This window comes from Streptomyces sp. NBC_00102 (genome assembly GCF_026343115.1).
GTDB lineage: Bacteria > Actinomycetota > Actinomycetes > Streptomycetales > Streptomycetaceae > Streptomyces.
The window spans coordinates 349,355-369,031 of the sequence record NZ_JAPEMC010000002.1 but is presented as its reverse complement, the minus strand read 5'-3'; the positions used below and the strand labels follow the sequence as shown (position 1 = coordinate 369,031).

16 protein-coding genes are annotated in these 19,677 nt (G+C 73.1%); 6 read left to right on the top strand and 10 right to left on the bottom strand.

Translation table 11 applies throughout. From position 1 onward, the window contains the following. Window positions 1-120 precede the first annotated feature (120 nt). Both OHA55_RS29120 and OHA55_RS29115 read left to right on the top strand, forming a co-directional pair. Window positions 121-570 carry a hypothetical protein gene (locus tag OHA55_RS29120; protein WP_266711919.1) on the top strand — a complete coding sequence of 150 codons (450 nt, stop codon included), beginning with the start codon at window positions 121-123 and terminating at the stop codon, window positions 568-570. A gap of 88 nt (window positions 571-658) precedes the next feature. Beyond that, complete coding sequence (locus OHA55_RS29115; protein WP_266711917.1) at window positions 659-4,417, top strand: DUF4132 domain-containing protein; 3,759 nt, start codon at window positions 659-661, stop codon at window positions 4,415-4,417. On the opposite strand, the gene OHA55_RS29110 is transcribed toward OHA55_RS29115, so the two are convergent. From OHA55_RS29110 to OHA55_RS29085, 6 genes are all read right to left on the bottom strand, one after another. Further along, entirely contained in the window at window positions 4,399-5,745 is a 1,347-nt protein-coding gene (locus tag OHA55_RS29110; protein ID WP_266711915.1) for a 6-phospho-beta-glucosidase, read from the bottom strand. The genes OHA55_RS29115 and OHA55_RS29110 overlap by 19 nt on opposite strands. A gap of 136 nt (window positions 5,746-5,881) precedes the next feature. Then, window positions 5,882-7,399 carry a cytochrome P450 gene (locus tag OHA55_RS29105; RefSeq protein ID WP_266711913.1) on the bottom strand — a complete coding sequence of 506 codons (1,518 nt, stop codon included), beginning with the start codon at window positions 7,397-7,399 and terminating at the stop codon, window positions 5,882-5,884. A gap of 130 nt (window positions 7,400-7,529) precedes the next feature. Continuing rightward, a complete protein-coding gene (locus OHA55_RS29100; RefSeq protein ID WP_266711911.1) occupies window positions 7,530-8,144 on the bottom strand; it encodes an ATP/GTP-binding protein in 615 nt (204 codons plus the stop codon). After that, window positions 8,125-8,496, bottom strand: coding sequence for a DUF742 domain-containing protein (locus OHA55_RS29095; protein ID WP_266711909.1), 372 nt, complete (start codon window positions 8,494-8,496; stop codon window positions 8,125-8,127). The genes OHA55_RS29100 and OHA55_RS29095 overlap by 20 nt, the downstream gene beginning before the upstream one ends. Further along, window positions 8,493-8,900 (bottom strand): roadblock/LC7 domain-containing protein, encoded by a 408-nt coding sequence (locus OHA55_RS29090; protein ID WP_266711907.1) that lies wholly within the window; start codon window positions 8,898-8,900, stop codon window positions 8,493-8,495. The genes OHA55_RS29095 and OHA55_RS29090 overlap by 4 nt, the downstream gene beginning before the upstream one ends. Beyond that, the gene (locus OHA55_RS29085; RefSeq protein ID WP_266711905.1) at window positions 8,897-10,528 is read right to left on the bottom strand and encodes a sensor histidine kinase KdpD; all 1,632 of its coding nucleotides are present in this window, start codon (window positions 10,526-10,528) and stop codon (window positions 8,897-8,899) included. Before OHA55_RS29085 ends, OHA55_RS29090 begins: the two co-directional genes overlap by 4 nt. A 577-nt stretch (window positions 10,529-11,105) precedes the next feature. On the opposite strand from OHA55_RS29085, the gene OHA55_RS29080 reads away from it, so the two are divergent. After that, window positions 11,106-11,870: an IclR family transcriptional regulator gene (locus OHA55_RS29080; RefSeq protein ID WP_266711903.1), complete on the top strand. Its 765-nt coding sequence runs from the start codon at window positions 11,106-11,108 to the stop codon at window positions 11,868-11,870. Between the two features lie 35 nt (window positions 11,871-11,905). On the opposite strand, the gene OHA55_RS29075 is transcribed toward OHA55_RS29080, so the two are convergent. The 4 genes from OHA55_RS29075 to OHA55_RS29060 form a co-directional block, all read right to left on the bottom strand. Next, a complete protein-coding gene (locus OHA55_RS29075; RefSeq protein ID WP_266711901.1) occupies window positions 11,906-12,412 on the bottom strand; it encodes a MarR family winged helix-turn-helix transcriptional regulator in 507 nt (168 codons plus the stop codon). Beyond that, entirely contained in the window at window positions 12,409-14,100 is a 1,692-nt protein-coding gene (locus tag OHA55_RS29070; protein WP_266711899.1) for an FUSC family protein, read from the bottom strand. The genes OHA55_RS29075 and OHA55_RS29070 overlap by 4 nt, the downstream gene beginning before the upstream one ends. A 56-nt stretch (window positions 14,101-14,156) precedes the next feature. Further along, entirely contained in the window at window positions 14,157-16,376 is a 2,220-nt protein-coding gene (locus OHA55_RS29065; RefSeq protein ID WP_266711897.1) for an FUSC family protein, read from the bottom strand. A 341-nt stretch (window positions 16,377-16,717) separates the two neighbouring features. Then, window positions 16,718-17,551, bottom strand: a complete 834-nt coding sequence (locus OHA55_RS29060) for a phospholipid scramblase-related protein (RefSeq protein WP_266711895.1) — start codon at window positions 17,549-17,551, stop codon at window positions 16,718-16,720. Window positions 17,552-17,622: 71 nt separating this feature from the next. Between OHA55_RS29060 and OHA55_RS29055 the strand changes: the two genes are divergently transcribed. The 3 genes from OHA55_RS29055 to OHA55_RS29045 all read left to right on the top strand — a co-directional run bounded on the left by OHA55_RS29055 (window position 17,623) and on the right by OHA55_RS29045 (window position 19,613). Then, window positions 17,623-18,180: a hypothetical protein gene (locus tag OHA55_RS29055; RefSeq protein ID WP_266711893.1), complete on the top strand. Its 558-nt coding sequence runs from the start codon at window positions 17,623-17,625 to the stop codon at window positions 18,178-18,180. Between the two features lie 123 nt (window positions 18,181-18,303). Further along, window positions 18,304-18,954: a DUF3105 domain-containing protein gene (locus tag OHA55_RS29050; protein ID WP_266711891.1), complete on the top strand. Its 651-nt coding sequence runs from the start codon at window positions 18,304-18,306 to the stop codon at window positions 18,952-18,954. Further along, the gene (locus OHA55_RS29045) at window positions 18,951-19,613 is read left to right on the top strand and encodes a DUF305 domain-containing protein (protein ID WP_266711889.1); all 663 of its coding nucleotides are present in this window, start codon (window positions 18,951-18,953) and stop codon (window positions 19,611-19,613) included. Before OHA55_RS29050 ends, OHA55_RS29045 begins: the two co-directional genes overlap by 4 nt. Window positions 19,614-19,677: the final 64 nt, after the last annotated feature.

Here is a 19,677-nt window from a genome sequence, read left to right as displayed (position 1 = left end):
GGTGTGACGTCGCAACCACTGTGAGGATTCGGTCGTGGCACCTGGCAGTGCGCTCGTCCCTCAGCCCGCGGGGTCCCGTCCGGGCGCCGAAGCGTCCGGGCGGCCCGGGGAGGAGCAGCCGTGCTGAGGAACGCGCTGTCCCGGCTGCGCGGGGGCCGCCACGCTTCCCCGGCCGCGGAGGTCGAGGGCGGCACGGGTCCCGCGCGGGCGCGGCTGCCCCTGCCCCCGGAGCTGAGCACGAGCCTGGGGTACGACGCGGTGGGCGTCCCGGCCCGGCACGGGTTCCACCTGATGTCCCATCTCCCACGCACCGGCTGCGTGTTCGAAGCCGAGGACGTGTGGTGGTGGATCGTTCCCGCGGGGTCCGACCAGGACCTGGACTGGCCCGAGCCGGTCGCCTACGCGGCGGGGGGTTACGTACCGGTGCCCCGGCCCCGGCTCATCCACGGGCCGGACAGCCGGACCCCGTACACGCCTCCGATCCCGCTCTTCCTGATGGTGTGCCAGGTGGCCGGGGTGACGCCGAGCTGGGGGGCGCCGGGGCGCCTGCGGGCGGTCACCGCGCCCTGAGCGGACCTTCGGTCCGGCCGGCCCGTGCCCGTACGTCCGGAGCGGCCCGGTCCGCCGTCGCACGGCACTGTCAGTGGTCGGTTCCAGAATGAACGCAGCGATCCAGACCCGCCGCTCGGCGGGCGGTACAGGGAAGAAGGCGGGGCGGATGCGGCGCTGGGAGCTGGTGGAAGGCACTGCGTCGAAGTTCTGGGAGACCGGGGCGGTCGGCGTCGCGGTCACCGTGCGGTACGGCCGCTGCGGGTCCGAGGGACGCACCCGGACCCAGGAGTACGACTCCGAGGAGGCCGCCCGCGCCAAGGTGCGTCGGACCATAGCGGAGAAGGAACGCAAGGGGTACGAGGAGGTGGCGGCGTCCGCCTCCGCCCCGGCCGCGCCCCTGGCCGCCGGCACCGCGCACCCGCACACCGCACCCGTGGCCTCGGTCCCGTCCGGAGAGCGGGGAGCACCGGCGCTGCCGGACGAGAACACCTTCGAACTCCCGCTGAGCTGGCGCCGGGTGCTCTACCCGCGGCGCGGCGGCTGCCCCCGGGCCCTGAGCGTGCCCGGTGAGGAGGCCCTGGCCCAGGTCGTGGAGCGGATCGCCGGTGAGGCCGCCTGGATCGAGCTGATCCTCACCGAGCCCGGCTCGGACCCGGACCTCGTCGACGCGACCCGGGCCCACCTCGCCGGCAGCCCCTCACCCGCCGGGGCCGCCGCGCTGGCGGCCGTCGTCTCCCTGGGCGAGGCGGCTCCTTCGAGCTGGGTGGACACCTGGGTGGCGGAGCACGGGCTGCCGTTCGCCGCTCGCGCGGCCCAAGAGCTCCAGACCATCAAGGCGCACAGCTACTACGCCCTGGGACGACGGGTGAAGGGGTCGCTCAAGCGGGTCTCCCTCTCCTCCTCCATGCACTGGCACCACGGCTCGCTGAACGTGGCGGCCCGGGCCCGCGCGCACATCGCCGCGACGGACGAGTCCACTTACCGCGCCACCGTGGCGGCGCTCGCCGCCGCCCGCCGCGACAGCCACCAGCGGATCACCGCCGCGTTCCTGGCGCCCAGCGAGAAGGAGTGGGTCGACGCCCTCCTGTCGGAGCCGGCCGTACTCGCCGAGGACCACTACGTCCTGCAGCGCATGGTGCTCTGCTCCCTGAACTCGGCCGACCAGCTGGCCAGGCTCTCGTACCGTCCGGACCACACCCTCGCCGTGATCGCGACGCTCGCCGACGGCCTCGGGACGGCCGTCGCGCCGATGCTCCGGAAGTACCTCGACCACGGCCAGTACTACGCCGAGGGCGTCAAGGCGGTCTCCGCGGCCCTCACCGAACTCCCCACCGACGAGGCCTTCAACGTCCTGCTGCACCACAAGGAGCTGAAGCAGGTCCGTGCGGCGCTGCTCGACGCGATGCGCCGTTACCCGGTGCGGGCCCTGCGGCTGCTCTCCGCCGACGTCCGGTACAACACCCCGACGAGGTCGCGTGCCTCGCGGCAGCTGCTGCACGCCCACATCAGCACTCACCGTGCGCTGGTGTCCGCCCTCCTGCCGTCGCTGCCCGGTGATCTGACGGAGGTGGTGGGCCCGTTGCTGAACCCGGTGTCCCGCTTCCCCGAAGCGTCCCTCGCGTCCCTGCCCTCCGGTCTCACGCGGCCTCCGTGGGCCCGGCCGCGCGCCGGTGCCGCCACCCCGGTGGACACCCGTGAGGTCGCCCTCCCCGCGCCGGAGCTGCGCTGGCTCCCCGGCGAGGAGGAGGAGTGGGCGCGATGTTCCACCTGGTACACCCGCCCGCAGCACGACGGCGACTACGAGAAGGTCTTCTCCTCCCAGCTCGAAGGGCTGAACAGCACCGGGCTGCGGCCCGCGTGGATCTTCCTGCACGCGCCCGTGGAGCGCGTCGCGCCGGCCCTGGCGACCTGGGCGCCCACGGATCTCTGGGACGGGGCGGACACACTCAGGCCGATTGTCGCCCGGTTCGGGATCGACGCCCTCCCCCTCCTGCTGCGCACCGTCCCCCGCCAGCCGAGCACCATGGCGGCCCTGTTACTGCCGTTCGCGGACGCGGCCGTCGCCCGGCACATGGCGGACTGGGCGGCCCGGCTGAAGTCCACCGCGGCGACGACCCGGGCGTGGTTCGCGCGCCACGGTGCGGCGGCGGCGGTGTTCCTCGTACCGGACGCGGTCGGCAGGCCCGGTGCGCCGCGGCGCGCGGCCGAGCGGGCGCTGCTCCAGATCGCGGCGGTGCACGGCGAGCGGACGGTCCGGGAGGCCGCGGTCCGCTACGGCGCGGACGTGGTGCGGTCCGTCGACGCACTGCTGGTCAGCGACCCGCTGGAGCGCGCGCTGCCCGAGAAGCTGCCGGTCCTGCCGAACTGGGCGGAGCCGGGTCTCCTGCCGCAGCTCCTGACACGTGGGGGCGAGGCGCTGCCCGCCGAGGTGGTGCGCACCGCCCTGACGATGTTCGCGCTCTCCCGGCCGGGTGAGGTCTACCCGGGGCTCGCGGCGCTGCGCGGGGCCACCGATCCGGTCTCGCTCGCGGAGTTCGCGTGGGCCGTCTTCGAGCAGTGGCTCGACGCGCGGCTTCCGGCCCGGGAGTCGTGGGCGCTGTACGTCCTGGGTGAGGTCGGGAACGACGAGACCGTCCGGCGGCTGACGCCGGTGGTGCGGGCCTGGCCGGGCGAGGGCGCGCACCACCGGGCGGTCGAGGGGCTGGACGTGCTGGCGGCGATCGGCAGCGATGCCGCGCTGCTGCATCTGCACGGCATCGGGCAGCGGGTGAAGTTCAAGGCGCTGAAGACACGGGCCCAGGAGAAGATCGCCGAGGTGGCCGCGGTGCTGGGGCTCACCACCGACCAGCTCTCGGACCGGCTGGTGCCGGACTTCGGGCTGGACGCGGACGGCACGACGGTCGTGGACTACGGCCCGCGCCGGTTCACCGTCGGCTTCGACGAACGCCTGAGCCCGTACGTCCTGGACGGTTCGGGGAAGCGGCGCAAGGATCTGCCGGCCCCGGTGGCCCGGGACGACGGGGATCTGGCCTCGGAGGGGCGGAAGAGGTTCCTGGCGCTGAAGAAGGACGTACGGACGGTCGCCCCCGGACAGGTCCGTCGCCTGGAGGCCGCCATGGTCTCGGGCCGTTCCTGGACGGTGCGGGAGTTCCAGGACCTTTTCGTGGCCCACCCGTTGGTGGGTCACCTGGTGCGGCGGCTGGTCTGGCTGAGCGAGTGGCGGGGCACGACGACCGCGTTCCGGGTCACCGGGGACCGGACGCCGGCCGATGTGCGCGACGAGGTGTTCGTGCTGCCCGCCGGCGGGCGTGTCCGGCTGGCCCACCCGCTCCACCTCGGCGACGGGCTGAAGGCCTGGTCCGAGGTCTTCGCCCGCCGGGGGCTGTCCCAGCCGTTCCTCCAGCTGGAGCGCGGGGTCTTCGCCCTGACGGACGAGGAGCGGACGAGCAACCGGCTGGCCCGCTTCGAGGGCGTCACCGTGCCCACGGTCGCGGTGCTGGGCCTGGAGCGGCGCGGCTGGGTGCGGGGCGTGCCGCAGGATGCCGGGGTCGAGGGGTGGATCTCCAAGCGGCTCGGCGAGGATGTGTACCTGGTCGTCGGCTTCTACGAGGGCATCGTGGCCGGCTCCCCGGATGCCTTTCCCGAGCAGCGGCTGGAAGCGGTCTGGCTCGGCGACCGGCCCGGGGACCACTGGCCGCACGCGACGTACAGCCACCTGTTCGGCGGCTTGGACCCGGTGACGGCGTCCGAGGCGCTCTTCGACCTGACGGTGCTCGGGGGAGTCCGTCGGGCCCCCGCCGTCGACGGTCCGGCCGGAATCACGGGCCGGACCGTCACGGTGGGGGGTCAGGGCCTGTCGAGGTAGGCCAGTTGGGGGTGGGCCTCGGTGTACGCGTCGAGCAGCTCGCGGGCCACGGTGACGGAGTCCACGAGCGGGTGCAGCGCGAACGCCCGTACGGCGGCGGAGCGTGAGCCGCTCGCGGCCGCTTCCAGCACCGCGCGTTCGACGGCCTTCACGGAGGTGACGAGTCCGGCCGCGTGGTACGGGAGCGGGCTGACGGCCACCGGATGGGCGCCGTTCGCGTCGACGAGGCAGGGCACTTCGACCACGGCGTCCGCGTCGAGCACCGGAAGGGTGGTGCCGTTGCGGACGTTGAGGATGAGGGAGGTGCGCTCGTTGCGGGCGACGGCCCGCATCAGGGCGAGCGCTACCTGTTCGTATCCGCCGGATTCGAGGTCGCTCGCGGCGCGCTCCCCGGCCCCCGCGACCTCGCGGTTCTCCGACATGTAGGTCGCCTCGCGCTCGGCACGGGTACGGTCCCAGGTGGCCAGGGGCGGGGTGCCTGGCTCGCGCATCCGCGCGTAGAAGCCCTGCTGCTGCTCGCGCAGGAAGGCGCCCCGGGTCAGCTCCGCCCGCTGGTAGGCGTGGACGGCTTCCCGGTTGAAGTAGTAGTAGTGCAGGTACTCGTTGGGGACGGCGCCCAGCGAGCGGATCAGGTCGGTGCCGAAGAGTCTGCCCTCCTCGAAAGAGCCGAGCAGGGTCTCGTCGGCGAGGAGCCGGGGAAGCTCGTCCCGCCCGTTCACGTACAGGCCCTGGACCCAGCCGAGGTGGTTGAGGCCCGCGTAGTCGATCCAGGCGCGTTCCGGGTCGGCGCCGAGGACCCGGGCGATGCGGCGGCCGAGCCCCACCGGGGTGTCGCAGATGCCGACGACCCGGTTTCCCAGGTGCCGGGACATCGCCTCGGTGACCATGCCCGCCGGGTTGGTGAAGTTGATGACCCAGGCCTCCGGGGCGAGCCGGGCGATGCGGCGGGCGAGGTCGACGGCGACGGGAACGGTGCGCAGCCCGTACGCGATGCCGCCCGCGCCGACGGTCTCCTGCCCCAGCACCCCGGCGTCCAGGGCCACCCGTTCGTCGGCGGCCCTGCCCGCGAGTCCACCGACCCGGATCGCCGAGAAGACGAAGTCGGCGCCCCTCAGGGCCTCGTCCAGGTCGGTGGTGGCCAGGACCGCGGGGGCGTCCGGCACTCCCCGGGCCTGTTCGTCCAGCACCCGGGCGACGGCCGCGAGGCGGTCGTGGTCCGTGTCGTAGAGGGTGACCCGGGAGACGCGGCCCTCCGCGTGATCGCCGAGAAGTGCCCCGTACACCAGAGGGACCCGGAATCCGCCACCGCCAAGAATTGTCAGCTTCACGCTGCTCGATGGTACGGGTCCGGCCGCGGTGCGCCGGGACACGAGGGCGGCGGGCCGGGGGTCCGGCCCGCGTCACGTGCCGGGCCGCCCGGCACGTCGCGTTCCGGGGCGCCTGGGGTGCCCCGGTGCCGGTCGGTCAGTAGCCCTTCCACCAGCTGGAGACGGCGTGCCACAGGCGGCCCGTGGTGCTACGGGTGCGCTGCTCCGGAATGGCGGGGGCCGGGTCGCCTTCGGCCGGGGCCGCGGCGGTGTCCTGCCCGACGGGTGTACGGCCGGGTCCCCCGGGTGCGCCCGGTGACGCGGACGAGATCTCCCAGTCGCTGCGGGGGCCGGAACGGGCGGCCATCGCGGTCATGGGTTCGTCGTCGATCTCCTGCTGGGGGCTGGGCGCGAACTGGACCGGGAGTTCGGTCAGATGACGCGACATGATGTTGCCCAGCCAACGCAGTTCGCTCTCGTCCACGGCGAGTTCGAGGTCGGGCAGCCGCATGAGCAGCGCGTCGACCCCGACGTCCGCGATCGCGCGGCCGATGTCCTGGCCGGGGCACTCGTGGGGGCCGCCGCTGAAGGCGAGGTGGGCGCGGTTGCCCTCCATGCCGGCGCTGAGGTCGGGCCGGACGGCGGGGTCGCTGTTGGCGCCCGCGATGCTGATGAGCATGGCGTCGCCGGCCTTGATCTGCTTCCCGCCGAGTTCGGTGTCGCCGACCGCCCAGCGGCCGAAGACCGCGGAGAACGGCGGCTCGTCCCAGAGGGTCTGCTCCACCGCCTCGGGGACGGTCATGTGGCCTCCGCTGAGCCGGGCCCGGAAGCGGGGGTCGGTCAGCACCATCCGGATCACGTTGGCGATGAGGTTGGCGGTGGACTCGTACGCGGCGATGAGGGTGAGGCGCAGGTGCTCGATGACCTCGATGTCGCTCATCCTGGCGGGGTGTTCGACGAGCCAGCTGGCGAAGTCGGACTCCGCGGCGCCGCGGCGGCGCTCCACGAGCCGGGTGAGCACGCCGACGACGTAGGCGTTGCTGGTGACGGCGGTCTCGGTGCCGCGGGTCATGTCACGGGCGGCCTGCACCAGCCGGTCGTCGTACTCCTCCGGCATGCCGAAGATCGCGCACATGACCATCATCGGCAGGTGTTCGGCGAACTGGCTGACGATGTCGGCGGTGCCCTTGAGGCAGAAGTCGTTGACGAGGCGGTTGCTGAACCGGTTGATGTGGCGCCGCACGCCGCGGGTGTCGATCCGGCCCATGCTGTCGGTGATCGCGCCGCGCTGGCGCTCATGGGTCGCGCCGTCCGCGAAGACGCAGACGGGCTGGTACGTGAAGATCGGCGCGAGCGGGTGCTCGGGGCCCACGCTGCCGTCCTGCAGGGCGCGCCAGCGCCGGGAGTCGCGGGAGAACTGCGAGGGGGTGCGGGTGACGTAGAGGTTCTCGCTGTGGCCGAGGACGAGCCAGGCGGGTACGTCACCGTGGAGCAGCACCGGGGCGACGCTGCCGTGTTCGGCGCGCAGCTTCTCGTTCAGCCCGACGATGTCGTTCTCCACCTCGGCGCCGTAGTAGCGGCGCAGCCCGCCGGGGCCGAGTCCGTGGGCGGGGCATCCGGGCGGCGGGGCGGCTCCCGCGGGCGCTCCGGGTTCGTGGGAGAAGGGGGTTGTCACAGTGGCTCCAGGGATGAGGCTTCACAGGATTCGCGCGGGAGAGCCGCGCCGGCGGAGAGGGGGACTTCCAAGCGACGCGCGGCTCGTGTCCGGGGCGGCCGGCCGGACGGTCCGCCCGGCCGCCGGGACGTCATACGAGGGGTACGGCCAGGCTGTGCAGGTAGCGCATGAGCGTCATCAGCACGTCCCGGCTCGACGCCCGTAGCCGCGCGTCGCAGTCGATCATGGGAACTTCGTCGGGCAGGTCGAGCGCCCGCCGCAGCGACTCGACCGGATGGTGCGGGGCGTCGGGGAAGGTGTTGACGGCGACGACGAACGGCACCCCGCGCTCCTCCAGGCGTCCGATGACGTCGAAGCTGGTTTCGAGGCGGCGGGTGTCGATGAGCACGACGGCGCCGAGGGCGCCCTCGAAGAGGCCGTTCCAGAGGAACCAGAATCGTTCCTGGCCCGGCGTGCCGAACAGGTAGAGGATCAGTTCCTCGCTGAGGCTGATCCGGCCGAAGTCCATGGCGACGGTGGTGGCGGTCTTGCTCTCCACCCCGGCGTTGTCGTCGACGCCGACACCGGCCTGCGTCATGGTCTCTTCGGTCGTCAGGGGCCGGATCTCACTGACCGAACCGACCATGGTCGTCTTGCCGACCCCGAACCCGCCGACGATCACGACCTTCACCGCGGCGGTGGCCGTGGTGGGCAGGACGTCCTCGGTACGGGGGCCGGTGATCGTGTCAGAGCTTCTGAAGTCCATGCATCACCGCTTCGAGAAGGGACCTGTCGGGGAGAGTGGCGCGGACGATGGGTGCGCGCGATTCGATCAGTTCGGTCGCGAGTAATTCGGTCAGGAGGGAGGTGACGACACTGAACGGGAGGCCGAGATACGCGGAGATCTCGGCGACCGACAGAGGTGCCTGGCAGAGCCGCAGGATCGCGGCCTGCTCGGGCTGGAACGTCGGTGAGGGTTCCGCCTGGGCGACGACCATGGTGACCAGGTCGAGCGCCGCCCGCTCGCTGCCGTCAAGATCGCCGGTGATGACGTACAGGCGCTCGGGATCGTTGAGCGCCGGGTCGGCATTACGGCGTTCCCGTCGGGGAGCGTTCATCCGGCCTGCCCGTCGTGGCGCGGCGGGCTGGTCAGATGGGCCCCGATCCGGACGACCATGTCGCGCATCCGCGCGCCGACGAGCCCGGCGTCGACGGTCTCACCGGCGAGCACCGCGAGATAGGCACCGGTGCCGGCCGCCATCAGGTAGAAGAACCCGCCGGTGACCTCGATGACGACGAGCTTCATCAGCCCGTCGCTGTAGGGGATTTCGGTGGCGACCGCGGCGGCCAGACTCTGGAGGCCGGCGCAGGCCGCGGCCAGTCGGTCGCCGACGTCCGGGTCCCCGCCGTGCATGGCGATCCGCAGTCCGTCCGAGGAGAGCACCACGATCTGGTGGATGCTCGGAACGTCGTCGGCCAGCTCCTTGAGCATCCAGTCCATGTTTCCCCGCTGCTGGATCACTTGAGGTCTCCCTTGTCCCATGCGTCGTCAGAGTCTTCGCCGTTCTTCGGGTCGTGCGGCACGCCGTTGACGGCCTTGGTGAACGCCTCCAGCCAGAGGCCGGGGGGCTTCTCCTCGCCGCCCGCGCGGCCAGGGGTGTGCGGGGCGGTGCCGTTGAGGGCTCCCGGGACCGCTTCCGTGGCCGGCGCCGCGGTCTGCTGCGGGAGGTTGTGCGAGCCGAGCGGGGCGCGGCCCCTGCTGCGGCGCTGGGGGAGACCGTTCTCGGTCCACTCGGTCACCACGGGGGCCTCGTCCTCCATGGCCGCGGCGGGCGCGGCCGAGCGCGCGGGCGCGGCCGGCGCGGCGGCCGACGAGGGCACCGGGCCGGTGGCGGCGACCCTGGCCTTGCGCTTTCCGGCAGGGGGTACGACGTGCTGGAGCTGCGACATGTCCAGCGAGCTGGTGGGCCGCGAGGTGGCGCCGATGCCGTGGGCGATGCCGGGGGCGGGACCGGTGGTGATCATGTCCCGAGGGACGATGAGCACGGCCCGGACGCCGCCGTACGCGGACTGGCGGAGCGAGACCTGGAGTTGGTACATGCGCGACAGCCGGCCGACGACGGCCATGCCGAGGCGCGGGGACTCCCCGAGGTCGTTCATGTTGATGCCGGCCTGGGCCTGGGCGAGCATGTTCTCGGCCCGGGAGCGGGCCTCCTCGCTGAGGCTGACGCCGCCGTCCTCGATCTCGATCGCGATGCCCGTCTGGACCTCGACCGCGGTGACGTGCACCCGGGTCTGCGGCGGCGAGTAACGCGTGGCGTTGTCGAGGAGTTCGGCGCAGGCGTGGATGAGCGGCTCGACCGAGGTGCCGACGATGGCGACCTTGGCGATCGAGTGCAGATCGACGCGCTGGTACTCCAGGATGCGGGACATGGCACCCCGCAGCACGCTGAACAGCGGTACGGGCTTGGGCCACTGGCGGCTGGGGCGGGCGCCGCCGAGCACGGCGATGGAGTCGGCGAGACGGCCGATCAGCGCGGTGCCGTGGTCGATGCGGAGCAGGTCGTCGAAGACCTCGGGGTTGCGCCCGTAGTGGTCCTCCATCTCCCGCAGTTCGCTCGCCTGGCGGTGGACGATGGCCTGGACACGCCGGGCGACGCTGACGAAGGCGCGCTGCGCGGAGTCACGCCGGGCCTCCTCGTCGTCGATGATCTGCAGCACGGTGTAGACGAGGCGCCGCAGCGCCTTGGGGAGGTTGCGGTAGGACTCGTCCCCGTCCACCACCTCCCGCATGACCTCTTCGGGCGAGTTGCTCGCGCGAAGCATCCTGATGGCGGAGGGCATCAGTTCCTTGGTGAGCCGCACGGTCTCTTCGTCGTGTGCGGCGATGCGCAGTTCCAGCTGGGCGATGCGCTGTTCGTACTGCGCGCGCAGGACGCGTGTCTCGCGCCGTCCGCGGTTCAGTGCGACGGCGAGCGCACCGACCACGACGGCGGCGAGCGCGCCGCTCACGGCGACTGGTATCCGCGCGGCGTCCGTGACCAGCGTGATGCCCAGCGCGCAGGCGCCGACGACGAGCGCGACGGGCAGGAGAAGTACACGGACGACGGGAATCCGTCGGTCGGTCGGTGGTGATTCAACACGGACCATCTAAAAACCCTCTGGCGGTTGATTCCGGGATGTATGCCCACAGGCACTGACACTCATGAACATGTGCGCGAATTGGTGCCAACTCGGCTTCACTGCGCGTGAGCTTAGCCAGATCAGAACAGGGGGTCGGCACATTCGCCCAACGCCCTGCGCGCTCCCTCCGCGGGTAATACACTCGCCAGTTTTCGCACTCAACGCTGCCGGACGTGCGCGGATAGTGACGATCGGCGCCGAGCGGGCCGGATTTCGGATCCGCGTACCGCACAGTGGTACGAAGACGTACGGGGCATCACGAGAACCGACCGTAATCATCCCGGGCGACACGACTCTTTCGCGGGACAACCCGGTGTCGGCTGCGGCACACAGCGGAGGAGAGGCCCTAAGCTCGCCGCCGGGACGGCCCCACTCGGCCGTCCCGCAGAGCAGTACGTACGCACACGCACTCGAAGAGGATCGAAAGGGGCGGATTCACGCCCCACGGAAGAGTGGCGGGCAAAGTCGCCCCGTTTGACGGACGACAGGGAGCCTCCGCGCCTCCGGGACGTCGCCGCGAGTGCCGGACGAGAGCGGGCACCCCATGGCATCGGCACCGGGCTACACGATCGAGTCGCTGGACACCGGTCTGCGGCTCATGCGGCTGTTCCTGACCCATGACACGCTCACCGTCAGCGAGGCCGCCGAGCTGCTGGAGGTGGGGCGTTCCACCGCGCACCGGGTGCTGACCACGCTGGAGGGGCGGGGGTTCGCCGGACGCGACGCCTCGGGACGGGGCTACTCGGCGGGGCCGGAGCTGATGAGGCTGGGACGCCCCGCGGGGTTCGGTGCCGCCGTCCGGGAGCGGGTGGCCCGGGTCCTGGACGACGCCGTCCGGCGCACCGGGGAGACGGTGCAGGCGGTCGCGCTGATCGGGGACCGGATCATCGTCACGGACGGGCGGGAGTCACCGCACCCGGTGCGGGTGCGGCCGGGGACGGGGCTGACCCACCCGGCGCACGCGACGGCGGGCGGCAAGATGCTCCTCGCCCTGATGACGGCGGGGCAGGTCGACGCCCTGTACCCGGGCGAGGAGTTGGAACCGGTCACCGCGCGCACGACCGTCTCCCGCACCGCGTTGCTCGCGGAGCTGGACCGGGTCCGCGCCCAGGGGTACGCGGTCGACGGCGGCGAGTCGGCGCGGGGCATGCACGCCGTCGCGGTGCCGCTCTCCGGTTCGGGACCGCGCGACCGGATCGCCCTGGTCGTCGCGGTCCCCGCCGACCGGGGCGACGAGGCCGAGCTCGGCGAACACGCCTTGCGGCTGCGGCAGTCGGCGGCGGCGCTGGAGCGGCCCGCCGCCGGGTGACCGCCGCACCGTCGGAGAGAAGAGCGGGCTCGGGCTCAGCGCCCGGCGCCGCCCAGCCGCCCCTCCAGCTGCACCAGCAGTTCGCTGAGCTGGGCGCTGAGGCGGTCGCGGGCCGGCTCGTCCAGTCCGGCCAGCACGGTGCGTTCGTAGGCGAGTTGCTGGGGCAGCAGCCGGTCGACGAGGCCGCGCCCCTCCTCGGTGAGACGGACGAGGGCGACCCTGCGGTCCCGGTCGTCGCCCCGGCGCTCGACGAGGCCGCGTTCGGTGAGAGCACGCAACCGCTTGGTGACGGCGGCACCGGAGGAGAAGGTCTCGCGGGCGAGTTCGCCGGGGGTGAGCTCGCGGCCGGTGCGGCGTACCGCACCGAGCAGGTCGAACTCGGCGCGGTTCAGTCCGGCTGCGCGCAGCGGGGCGTCCTCGGCCTGCTGGAGGAGTGCCGCGCAGCGGTTGATCCGGCCGATCAGCTCCATGGGGCCGGTGTCGAGGCCGGGGCTCACCGCCTGCCACTGCCGTACCACCGAGGCCACGATGTCGTCGCTCACACCGCTCCGTTCTCCGGGGCCAGGGAGATGAGCCCTTGCCGTTGTGCCGTCGCCGCGAGCGTACGGTGTCCGGCCCGCTCGGCCGCGAGGAGATCCTCCTCCGGGAGGGCGCGCTGCCACCACTCGCCGGCGGCGGTGTCGCCGGCCTCGCGCAGCTCGACCAGGGAGGCGGTGAGGCCGCGGCGGGAAGCGTCGAGGGAGGCGGGGTCGGCGGTGTCGTCGGCGAGGACGCGTACGGCGTGGGCGCGGGCGCATTCGGTGGCCTCCAGGGCCCGTTCGACCCGGCCGGTGGCCCGGCGGTTGGTGACCAGTACGGCGGCGAGGAAGCCGACGGCCGCGCCGACCACGGTGTCGACGACCCGGTCGCCGACGAGTTCTCCGGCGGGGTGGGCGCCGCCGAACTCGATGACCAGGAGCGCCATCGGGGTGACCGCGACCGACCCGAGCCAGTAGTTGCGCGTGATGAGGGCCTCGGCGGCGAAGTTGAAGCAGAGGACGCAGAGGATCAGAAGCAGCGGGCTCATCCGGCTGAGCGGGAGGACGGCGGCGAAGACGAGCACTCCGAGCAGATTGCCCAGCGTGCGCTGGAGGGCGCGGTTCCAGGAGAGGGTGACGTTGGCCTGGTAGAGGGAGGCGGCGGTGACGATCGCCCAGTAGGGGCGGCCGACTCCGAGCGCCTGGCAGGCGTAACCGGCGAGGGCGCAGCCGATGAGGGTGCGGACGGCGATGGGCAGCATGTGGGAGCCGGGGCCGAGGCGGCGGAGCAGCTCGCCCCTCTTCGCGCGGACCCGGCGGCCGGCGCGTTCGGCGTCGATGCCGTAGAGCTCGGCGGTGGTGCCGGGGGCGGCGGGCGGCATCGGGACGGGCCCGCGTGCCCGGGTCAGCGCGGCCCACTCGCGCAGCTGCGCCGGGTCGGCGGCGGCGCGGTGACCGGTCGGGGAGCTTTCGGCGAGCGCGGCCTCGGCGTGCACGACGAGACGTTCCAGCGCCCGGCGGGTGGGGGTGGCCCGGCCGGAGGCGAGCAGCGACTGCCAGGCTCCGTGCACCGCGGCGGCGGCGGCGCCCCGGGTACGGGGGCCGGGGTCGGCGACGCAGGCGGCCGCGGCGTCCAGGGCGCGGGCGGTGGCGCGGCGCTCGGGCCCTTCGCGGCGCAGCAGGGCGGGGGCCGCGGTGACGCACCAGGAGAAGGCGCCGGCGGCGAGGGTGAGCGCCAGGTGCCCGGGCACCTGGCCGATGTGCTGGGGCGCGAAGAGGGCCGCGGAGGTGACGAAGGTGAAGATCACGTGCGCGGGCGGCCCGATGCGGGACGCGTCGCAGAGCGCCTTCTGCACGGCGGCGAGCAGGGCGCCGACGGCGATGAGTATCGCGGTGGAGTGGGTGAGCGAGCCCGCGACCAGTGACACGGCCAGCCCGGCGGTCATGCCGACGACCACGCGCGCGACGGTCCCGGCGCGGCGGGCGTACGGAAGGGCGTGCCCGTACAGGGCGCAGAGCGACCCGGCCATCGTGTACATCACGAGGTCCAGCCGGTCGACCGCGAAGAGCAGCAGGTTCGGTACGAGGGAGGCGACGACCACGCTCAGCGCCGGCTTGAACCAGGTGTCCGAGGGGTGGTTGAGGCGGAGTGCCGCCTTCAGGGGAAGCCTGCGGACGGATGGGCGCCGGGGAAGGGTCGTTGTATCACTCACCCATTTACTTTAACAGGTATTACACCCGTAAACGATATCGGCGGCGGTCCGCTCGTCTACGGCTCCCGGTCCGGCGGGTCCTGTCGCGGCTCCGGCGGGGCCTGCTCCGGCGGGTCCTGCTCCGGCGGGTCCTGCTCCGGTGGGGCCAGGGACGCCTCGATTCGCTGGAGCTGATGGCCGAGGCCGGCGATCCACACCTCCAGGTCGACGGAGGGCGGGACCGGCGGCCGTCCGCCCGGGAACCCGGCCGCACGGGATCCGGCCGCGGCGGACCCGTCGCCGAGCCGCACCGCGATCCGTCCGGCCGCCCCCTCCAGCGCTGCCGCACTGCGCCTGGTCCACTCCTCCGACCGGGAGTCGTCCGGCCCGCCTCCGTCCGGCGGCTCCGGCTCCGCGGGACGGAGGCCGAAGAGGGGCAGCCGGTGCGCGCCCCAGAGCATGTCGTCGGCCGCGACGAGCACCGCGTGCCAGTCGGCCTCGGAACCTCCCGCCCCGGCGGACGCCTCGGTGCGGTACTGGGCGTACGCCGCCTCCGCGAGGCGCATCCGGTGCAGGCTCGCAAGGGTCCCCGGCACGGTCCGCTCTCCCGGTGGGGTGGTCAGCAGCGCCTCCGCCGTGGCGGGCACCAGCGCGCCGCAGGTACGCAGCAGCCCCGCCATGGCGCGCCGGACCTCGTGCCGGGCCCCGGCGGGCCAGGCCAGCAGCCCGCAGAGCAGTCCGATCACGCTGCCGGTGACGACGTCGACCATCCGCGCCTCCGAGAGACGCCAGGTGACCGGGGAGATCTGGGCGAAGGCCGTGGCCACGACCAGCGTGAAGAGCCCCTGCGTGCAGGCGATCCCCAGCATCGGCCCGCCGAAGAATGCCAGCAGCATCAGCGGGGCGAGGAGTACGGCGTACGCCTCGGTCAGCGGGCCGATCCCGATCAGCAGCGCGCCCGCCACCACGGCCCCGGCGGCATTGCCGGCCACGGCTCCGCGGACCGCCTGCCAGGTGGCCCCCACGGTGGAGCGCCCCAGCGTCAGCACGACGAGCAGTACCCAGAACCCGTGGGTCAGGTCGAGGGATCCGGCCACCAGCCGGGCCGCCGCGAGGCCCAGTGCGGTCCGCACGGCGTTCTGGAAGAGCACCGAGCGCAGGGTCACGTTGCCGAGGACCCGCCGGGCCCACAGGCGCGGTGTGGCGAGCTCCGCGTACCAGAACATCGCCCGGGGGGCGGGGGTGCGGGCCGGTACGCCGTTCAGCGCGATGTCCAGGGCGACCCCTGCGACGCGGGCGGACTCGGCCAGCGCCAGCACCCGGGACTGCCTGCGGAGCAGGGCGGTCGGCGGCCGGGCGTACGGGGGCCGGCCCGCGGGTTCGGCCCCCTGGGCGGTCGGGGGCCCGTCGGGGCCCGGTGGTCCGGCGGCGAGGCGGACGCGATAGGCCTGGAAGCTCCGCATCGCGTGCTCCAGGGTTTCGGGCGCCGGTGGACGGGTCCCCTCGGTCAGGGCGCGCGCGCACTCCTCGCACAGCGTTCCGACGCGGCCGAGGAGGGTCGCGGACGCCTGATCACGCCCTTCCGGGTGGGCCTCGGCGAGGGAGGCCAGCTGGCCGAGGAGCCGGCGTACCGCGCGGCCGGCCTGTTCCAGCGCCCGGTCGGTGCGACCCGCTCCGGCGGGCCGCTCGGCGGGCGGTACGTGGGACAGCCGCATGGTCGCTCCGGCCTCGCGCAGCCGCCGGGGCGGCATACCTCCGGCGCGCGCTTCGTGAGCCGCGGTCCGCAGTCCGGCGGCGAGGCGTTGCCGGTAGGTGGGGACGGCCGGGTCGGGCAGGAGGATCTCGCAGGCCGCGAGCAGGAGCAGGCCGAGACTCAGCCCGGCCAGCCGCTCCAGGAGCGTGTGGGGCGCGTAGGGAGGGAAGCAGGCCAGGATGTAGAAGAGCTGGAGGCCGGGTCCCACGCCGGCCGCGCGGGGTCCGGCCACGGCCGCGAACGCCAGGACGAAGCCGATGACGAGCATGCCGCCGGTGGCCGCCCAGGTGTTCACCGCGAGCAGCGTCCCGAGGGCCGCCACCGCCAGGGCCGGGGGGATGACCCGCAGGATGTCGGACGCCTGCTGACGGCCCGAGCCCGGAACGGCGGAGAGCAGACCCATGGCGATGGGTGCGAAGAGCGCGTACAGGGCGGTGACCGGAAGTCCGGCGGCGTACAGCATGGGGTAGAAGCCGACGCTCGCGGCCACCGTGACGCGGACGGATCTGCGCAGGAACGCGGCCCGCCGCGGCGCGGCGCTCACGCCGGCGCTCCCCCGGCCCCCGGACCTTCCGCACCGGGCCGGAGGGCAGGTCCGGGCGTCCGCGGGAGTGTCCGTGACGGAGAGGCCGCACGGAGCGGTCGGGTCCGCATGCCGCGCCCTCCTTCCCCGACCGCACCCACACTGCCGACGGCACCGGCGGCACCTGGACAGGGCCACCCGGCCGTCCCGTCATTGTCGACCGGCACGGGGGCACCCGCTCGCGGTGCCCGCGGGAGACCGGCCCCCGGAAACCCCGGGGCCTTGGAAACCCCGCACGCGGAAAACACCGGTTCCCCGTACGCGTCGTGCGTACGGGGAACCGGTGACGGTGGGGGCGCGGCTCAGCCGAGTCCGCGCGAGTCCTGCTTGAGGGCGGTGTCCACGGTGAGCGCCGTCGCGATGACGAGGCTGAGCATCGGCTCGGGCAGCTGGTAGTGGATCTGGAGGACGTAGTTGTCCGCCGAGGTGAAGAGCGTCTTGGCGAGCCCTTCCCAGGTCTTGGTGATCCGGGCGATCTCCGCGTCGTTCTGGTCGACGATCGCGAAGTTCCAGGCGCGCCAGTTCTCGGCCTTGATCGCGCCGACCTTCTGGCCGTCCACCATGATCGCGAAGTTGATCTTGCCGATCGCGTTCTGCTGGACGATCTCACCGACCAGCTGTCCGTCCGGTCGCTGGACGATCACGCGCGACTTGATGAACTTGGCGGGGCGGGTCAGCAGCAGCTGCGGCTGACCGTAGGCGTCCCGGATCTCCAGACGGTGCGTCAGGAACTGGTCCCAGCTGGAGACGAAGCGCAGGATCTTGCGGATCAGGCCCTGCCCGACCTCGACGACCGAACCGAGGGTCGCGCCCTGCTGGTCGAAGACGCGGTACTCGTTCGTCACCTCGATCAGCTTGGCCTTCTGGTTCACCACCAGGACCTGCTGATCGAAGAGCGTTCCGGCGCTGATCTGGCCGGGCTGGGCGGGCGCGTTCTTCTGCTGGGGCACGGCCGCCAGAGGAGCCGGCGCCTGCACGGCGGCGGTCTGCGGAGCGCCTGCCGGGGCCGTGGGCTGGGTGCCCGCGGCGGGGTGGGTGTGCTCGGTCCACTGGGAACCGTCCCAGTAGCGGAGCAGCTCCGTGGCGCCATGCGGATCAGGGAACCAACCCGCAGGTATGTTCGAGGTCGTGGTCACCGAGGCACACTATCCCGCGACGGGACTCCCGGCACATTCTTGAAACTTCACACACCTGTACTGTGGCGGCGATGACGAGGCTGAGGACACCGGAGAGCGTGCGGGGGGACGCCATGCCCGCGGGCACGCCCTCGCTCCGCCCGCCCCGGGCAGGTCGGCCAACTCCCTTGCCCCGGTGGGGCCGTGGGGCGAGTGCCGCACGGCCGCGGGCCCGCCGGGCCGCCGCCGCGCTCCCGTGGGCGGCCCTGTCGGCGGTGCTCGTCCTGCTCTGCTGTTCCCTCGGCGCGAGCGCCGCGGCGGGGACCGTGGAGGGCGGGGCGGTGGGCAACGCGCCCGCCGGAACGACGGCTCGGGCGACGCTCACCCTCGTACACCCGGCCGAGGTGCCCGAGGTCCAGGACGTACGCGCCTACGCCCCGGCCGGACATGGGCCCGACAGTTCCTGTCACGGCTCCCCCGGGTGTGCGGCGGCCGCCCTGCCGCCCGCCCTCGCGTCACCCGTCGCACTGCCGCACCCCGACGGTATCGGCCCCCTCGCGCCCAGCCCGGGCGTCACCCCGATCCGGGGACCCTCGGACACCGCCACGCAGGCCGTGGACCGGCTCCGCCTCGGCGTCCAGCGGACCTGAGGGCCGCCCCGCAGCCGCGAGCCGGACAAGAGGCCCCGTTCGAGGGGGTGTTGTCACCGGCCCGCCCGGAGCGCCATTCTCCCCGCGTACTTCCCGTCGATGCCGAATTCCGAGGACGATCCCATGACTTCGACCCAGAACCAGAACTCCCCCTCCTCCGCGCGCCGCGCCAAGCTGGAGGAGGCGCGGCGCAAGGAGCGCGGCCGCGAGCGCCGCGTCAGGATCCTCACCATCTCGGCCGCCGTCGTGGTGGTCGCCGCCCTGGTCGCCGGCGGCGGCTATCTGATGACGAAGGCCGACGACAAGGACAAGGCCGAGGCGAAGGCGAAGACCGGCGCCATCGCGGGTGAGCGCAGCTGGGACAAGCTGACACAGAACCACGTCGAGACGCCGGTCTCCTACCCGATGAACCCGCCGGTCGGCGGCGACCACAATCCGGTCTGGATGAACTGCGACGCCGACGTCTACACCGAGGCGATACCGAAGGAGAACGCCGTCCACTCCATGGAACACGGCGCCGTATGGGTCACCTACAACAGCAAGGCCGCGGACGCCGACGTGAAGGCCCTCGCCGAGCGGGTCAAGAACACCACGTACTCCCTGATGAGCCCGCTGGAGGACCAGGCGGACCCGTTGATCCTGAGCGCCTGGGGCAAGCAGGTCACCGTGACCAGTGCTTCCGACCCGCGGGTCGCCCAGTTCTTCACCAAGTACGTGCAGGGCGCGCAGACGCCGGAGCCGGGTGCCGCCTGCACCGGCGGGATCTCCAAGTGACGAGCGCCGGCCGCGCGGCGGGGTCACGGCTGGCGGTGGCCGGCGTCGCCGTGCTGCTGCTCGCCCTGGGGCTGGTGGCGCTGATGGTCGTACGGCCGTCCTCCGCCTCTTCCTCCGGCTCCGGCGCCGCTTCGGAGGCCGCGCGGTCGGCGCCCGCGGACGGTTCGGTGGACGCCGGTTTCGCCCGGGACATGTCCGTACATCACCAGCAGGCCGTCGAGATGTCGTTCATCGTCCGGGACCGTACGGACGACGAGGAGGTGCGCCGGCTCGCGTACGACATCATCAACACCCAGGCCAACCAGCGCGGGATGATGCTCGGCTGGCTGGAGCTGTGGGGGCTGGCGAAGAGTTCACCGGTCCCGCCGATGCGGTGGATGGGCCACACCTTCACGCCGCACGACGGGGCGCTGATGCCCGGCATGGCCACCGACACCCAGCTGGACGCGCTGCGTGCGGCCAAGGGCGAGGAAGCCGAGATCCTCTATCTGCGGCTCATGACGGCCCACCACACCGCAGGGGCGGAGATGGCGCAGGCGGCGGCCGACTCGGCCACCACCGACGCGATCACGAACCTCGCCGCCGGCATGGTGCGCGGTCAGCGGTCGGAGATCGCGCTCATGGCGGACATGCTCCGCGAGCGCGGCGCGAAAGCCTGACGGCGGCGGCACCGGGAGCGGGTGGAGATCCGTTCGGAATGCACGATTCCTCCCCTCTCCGGTA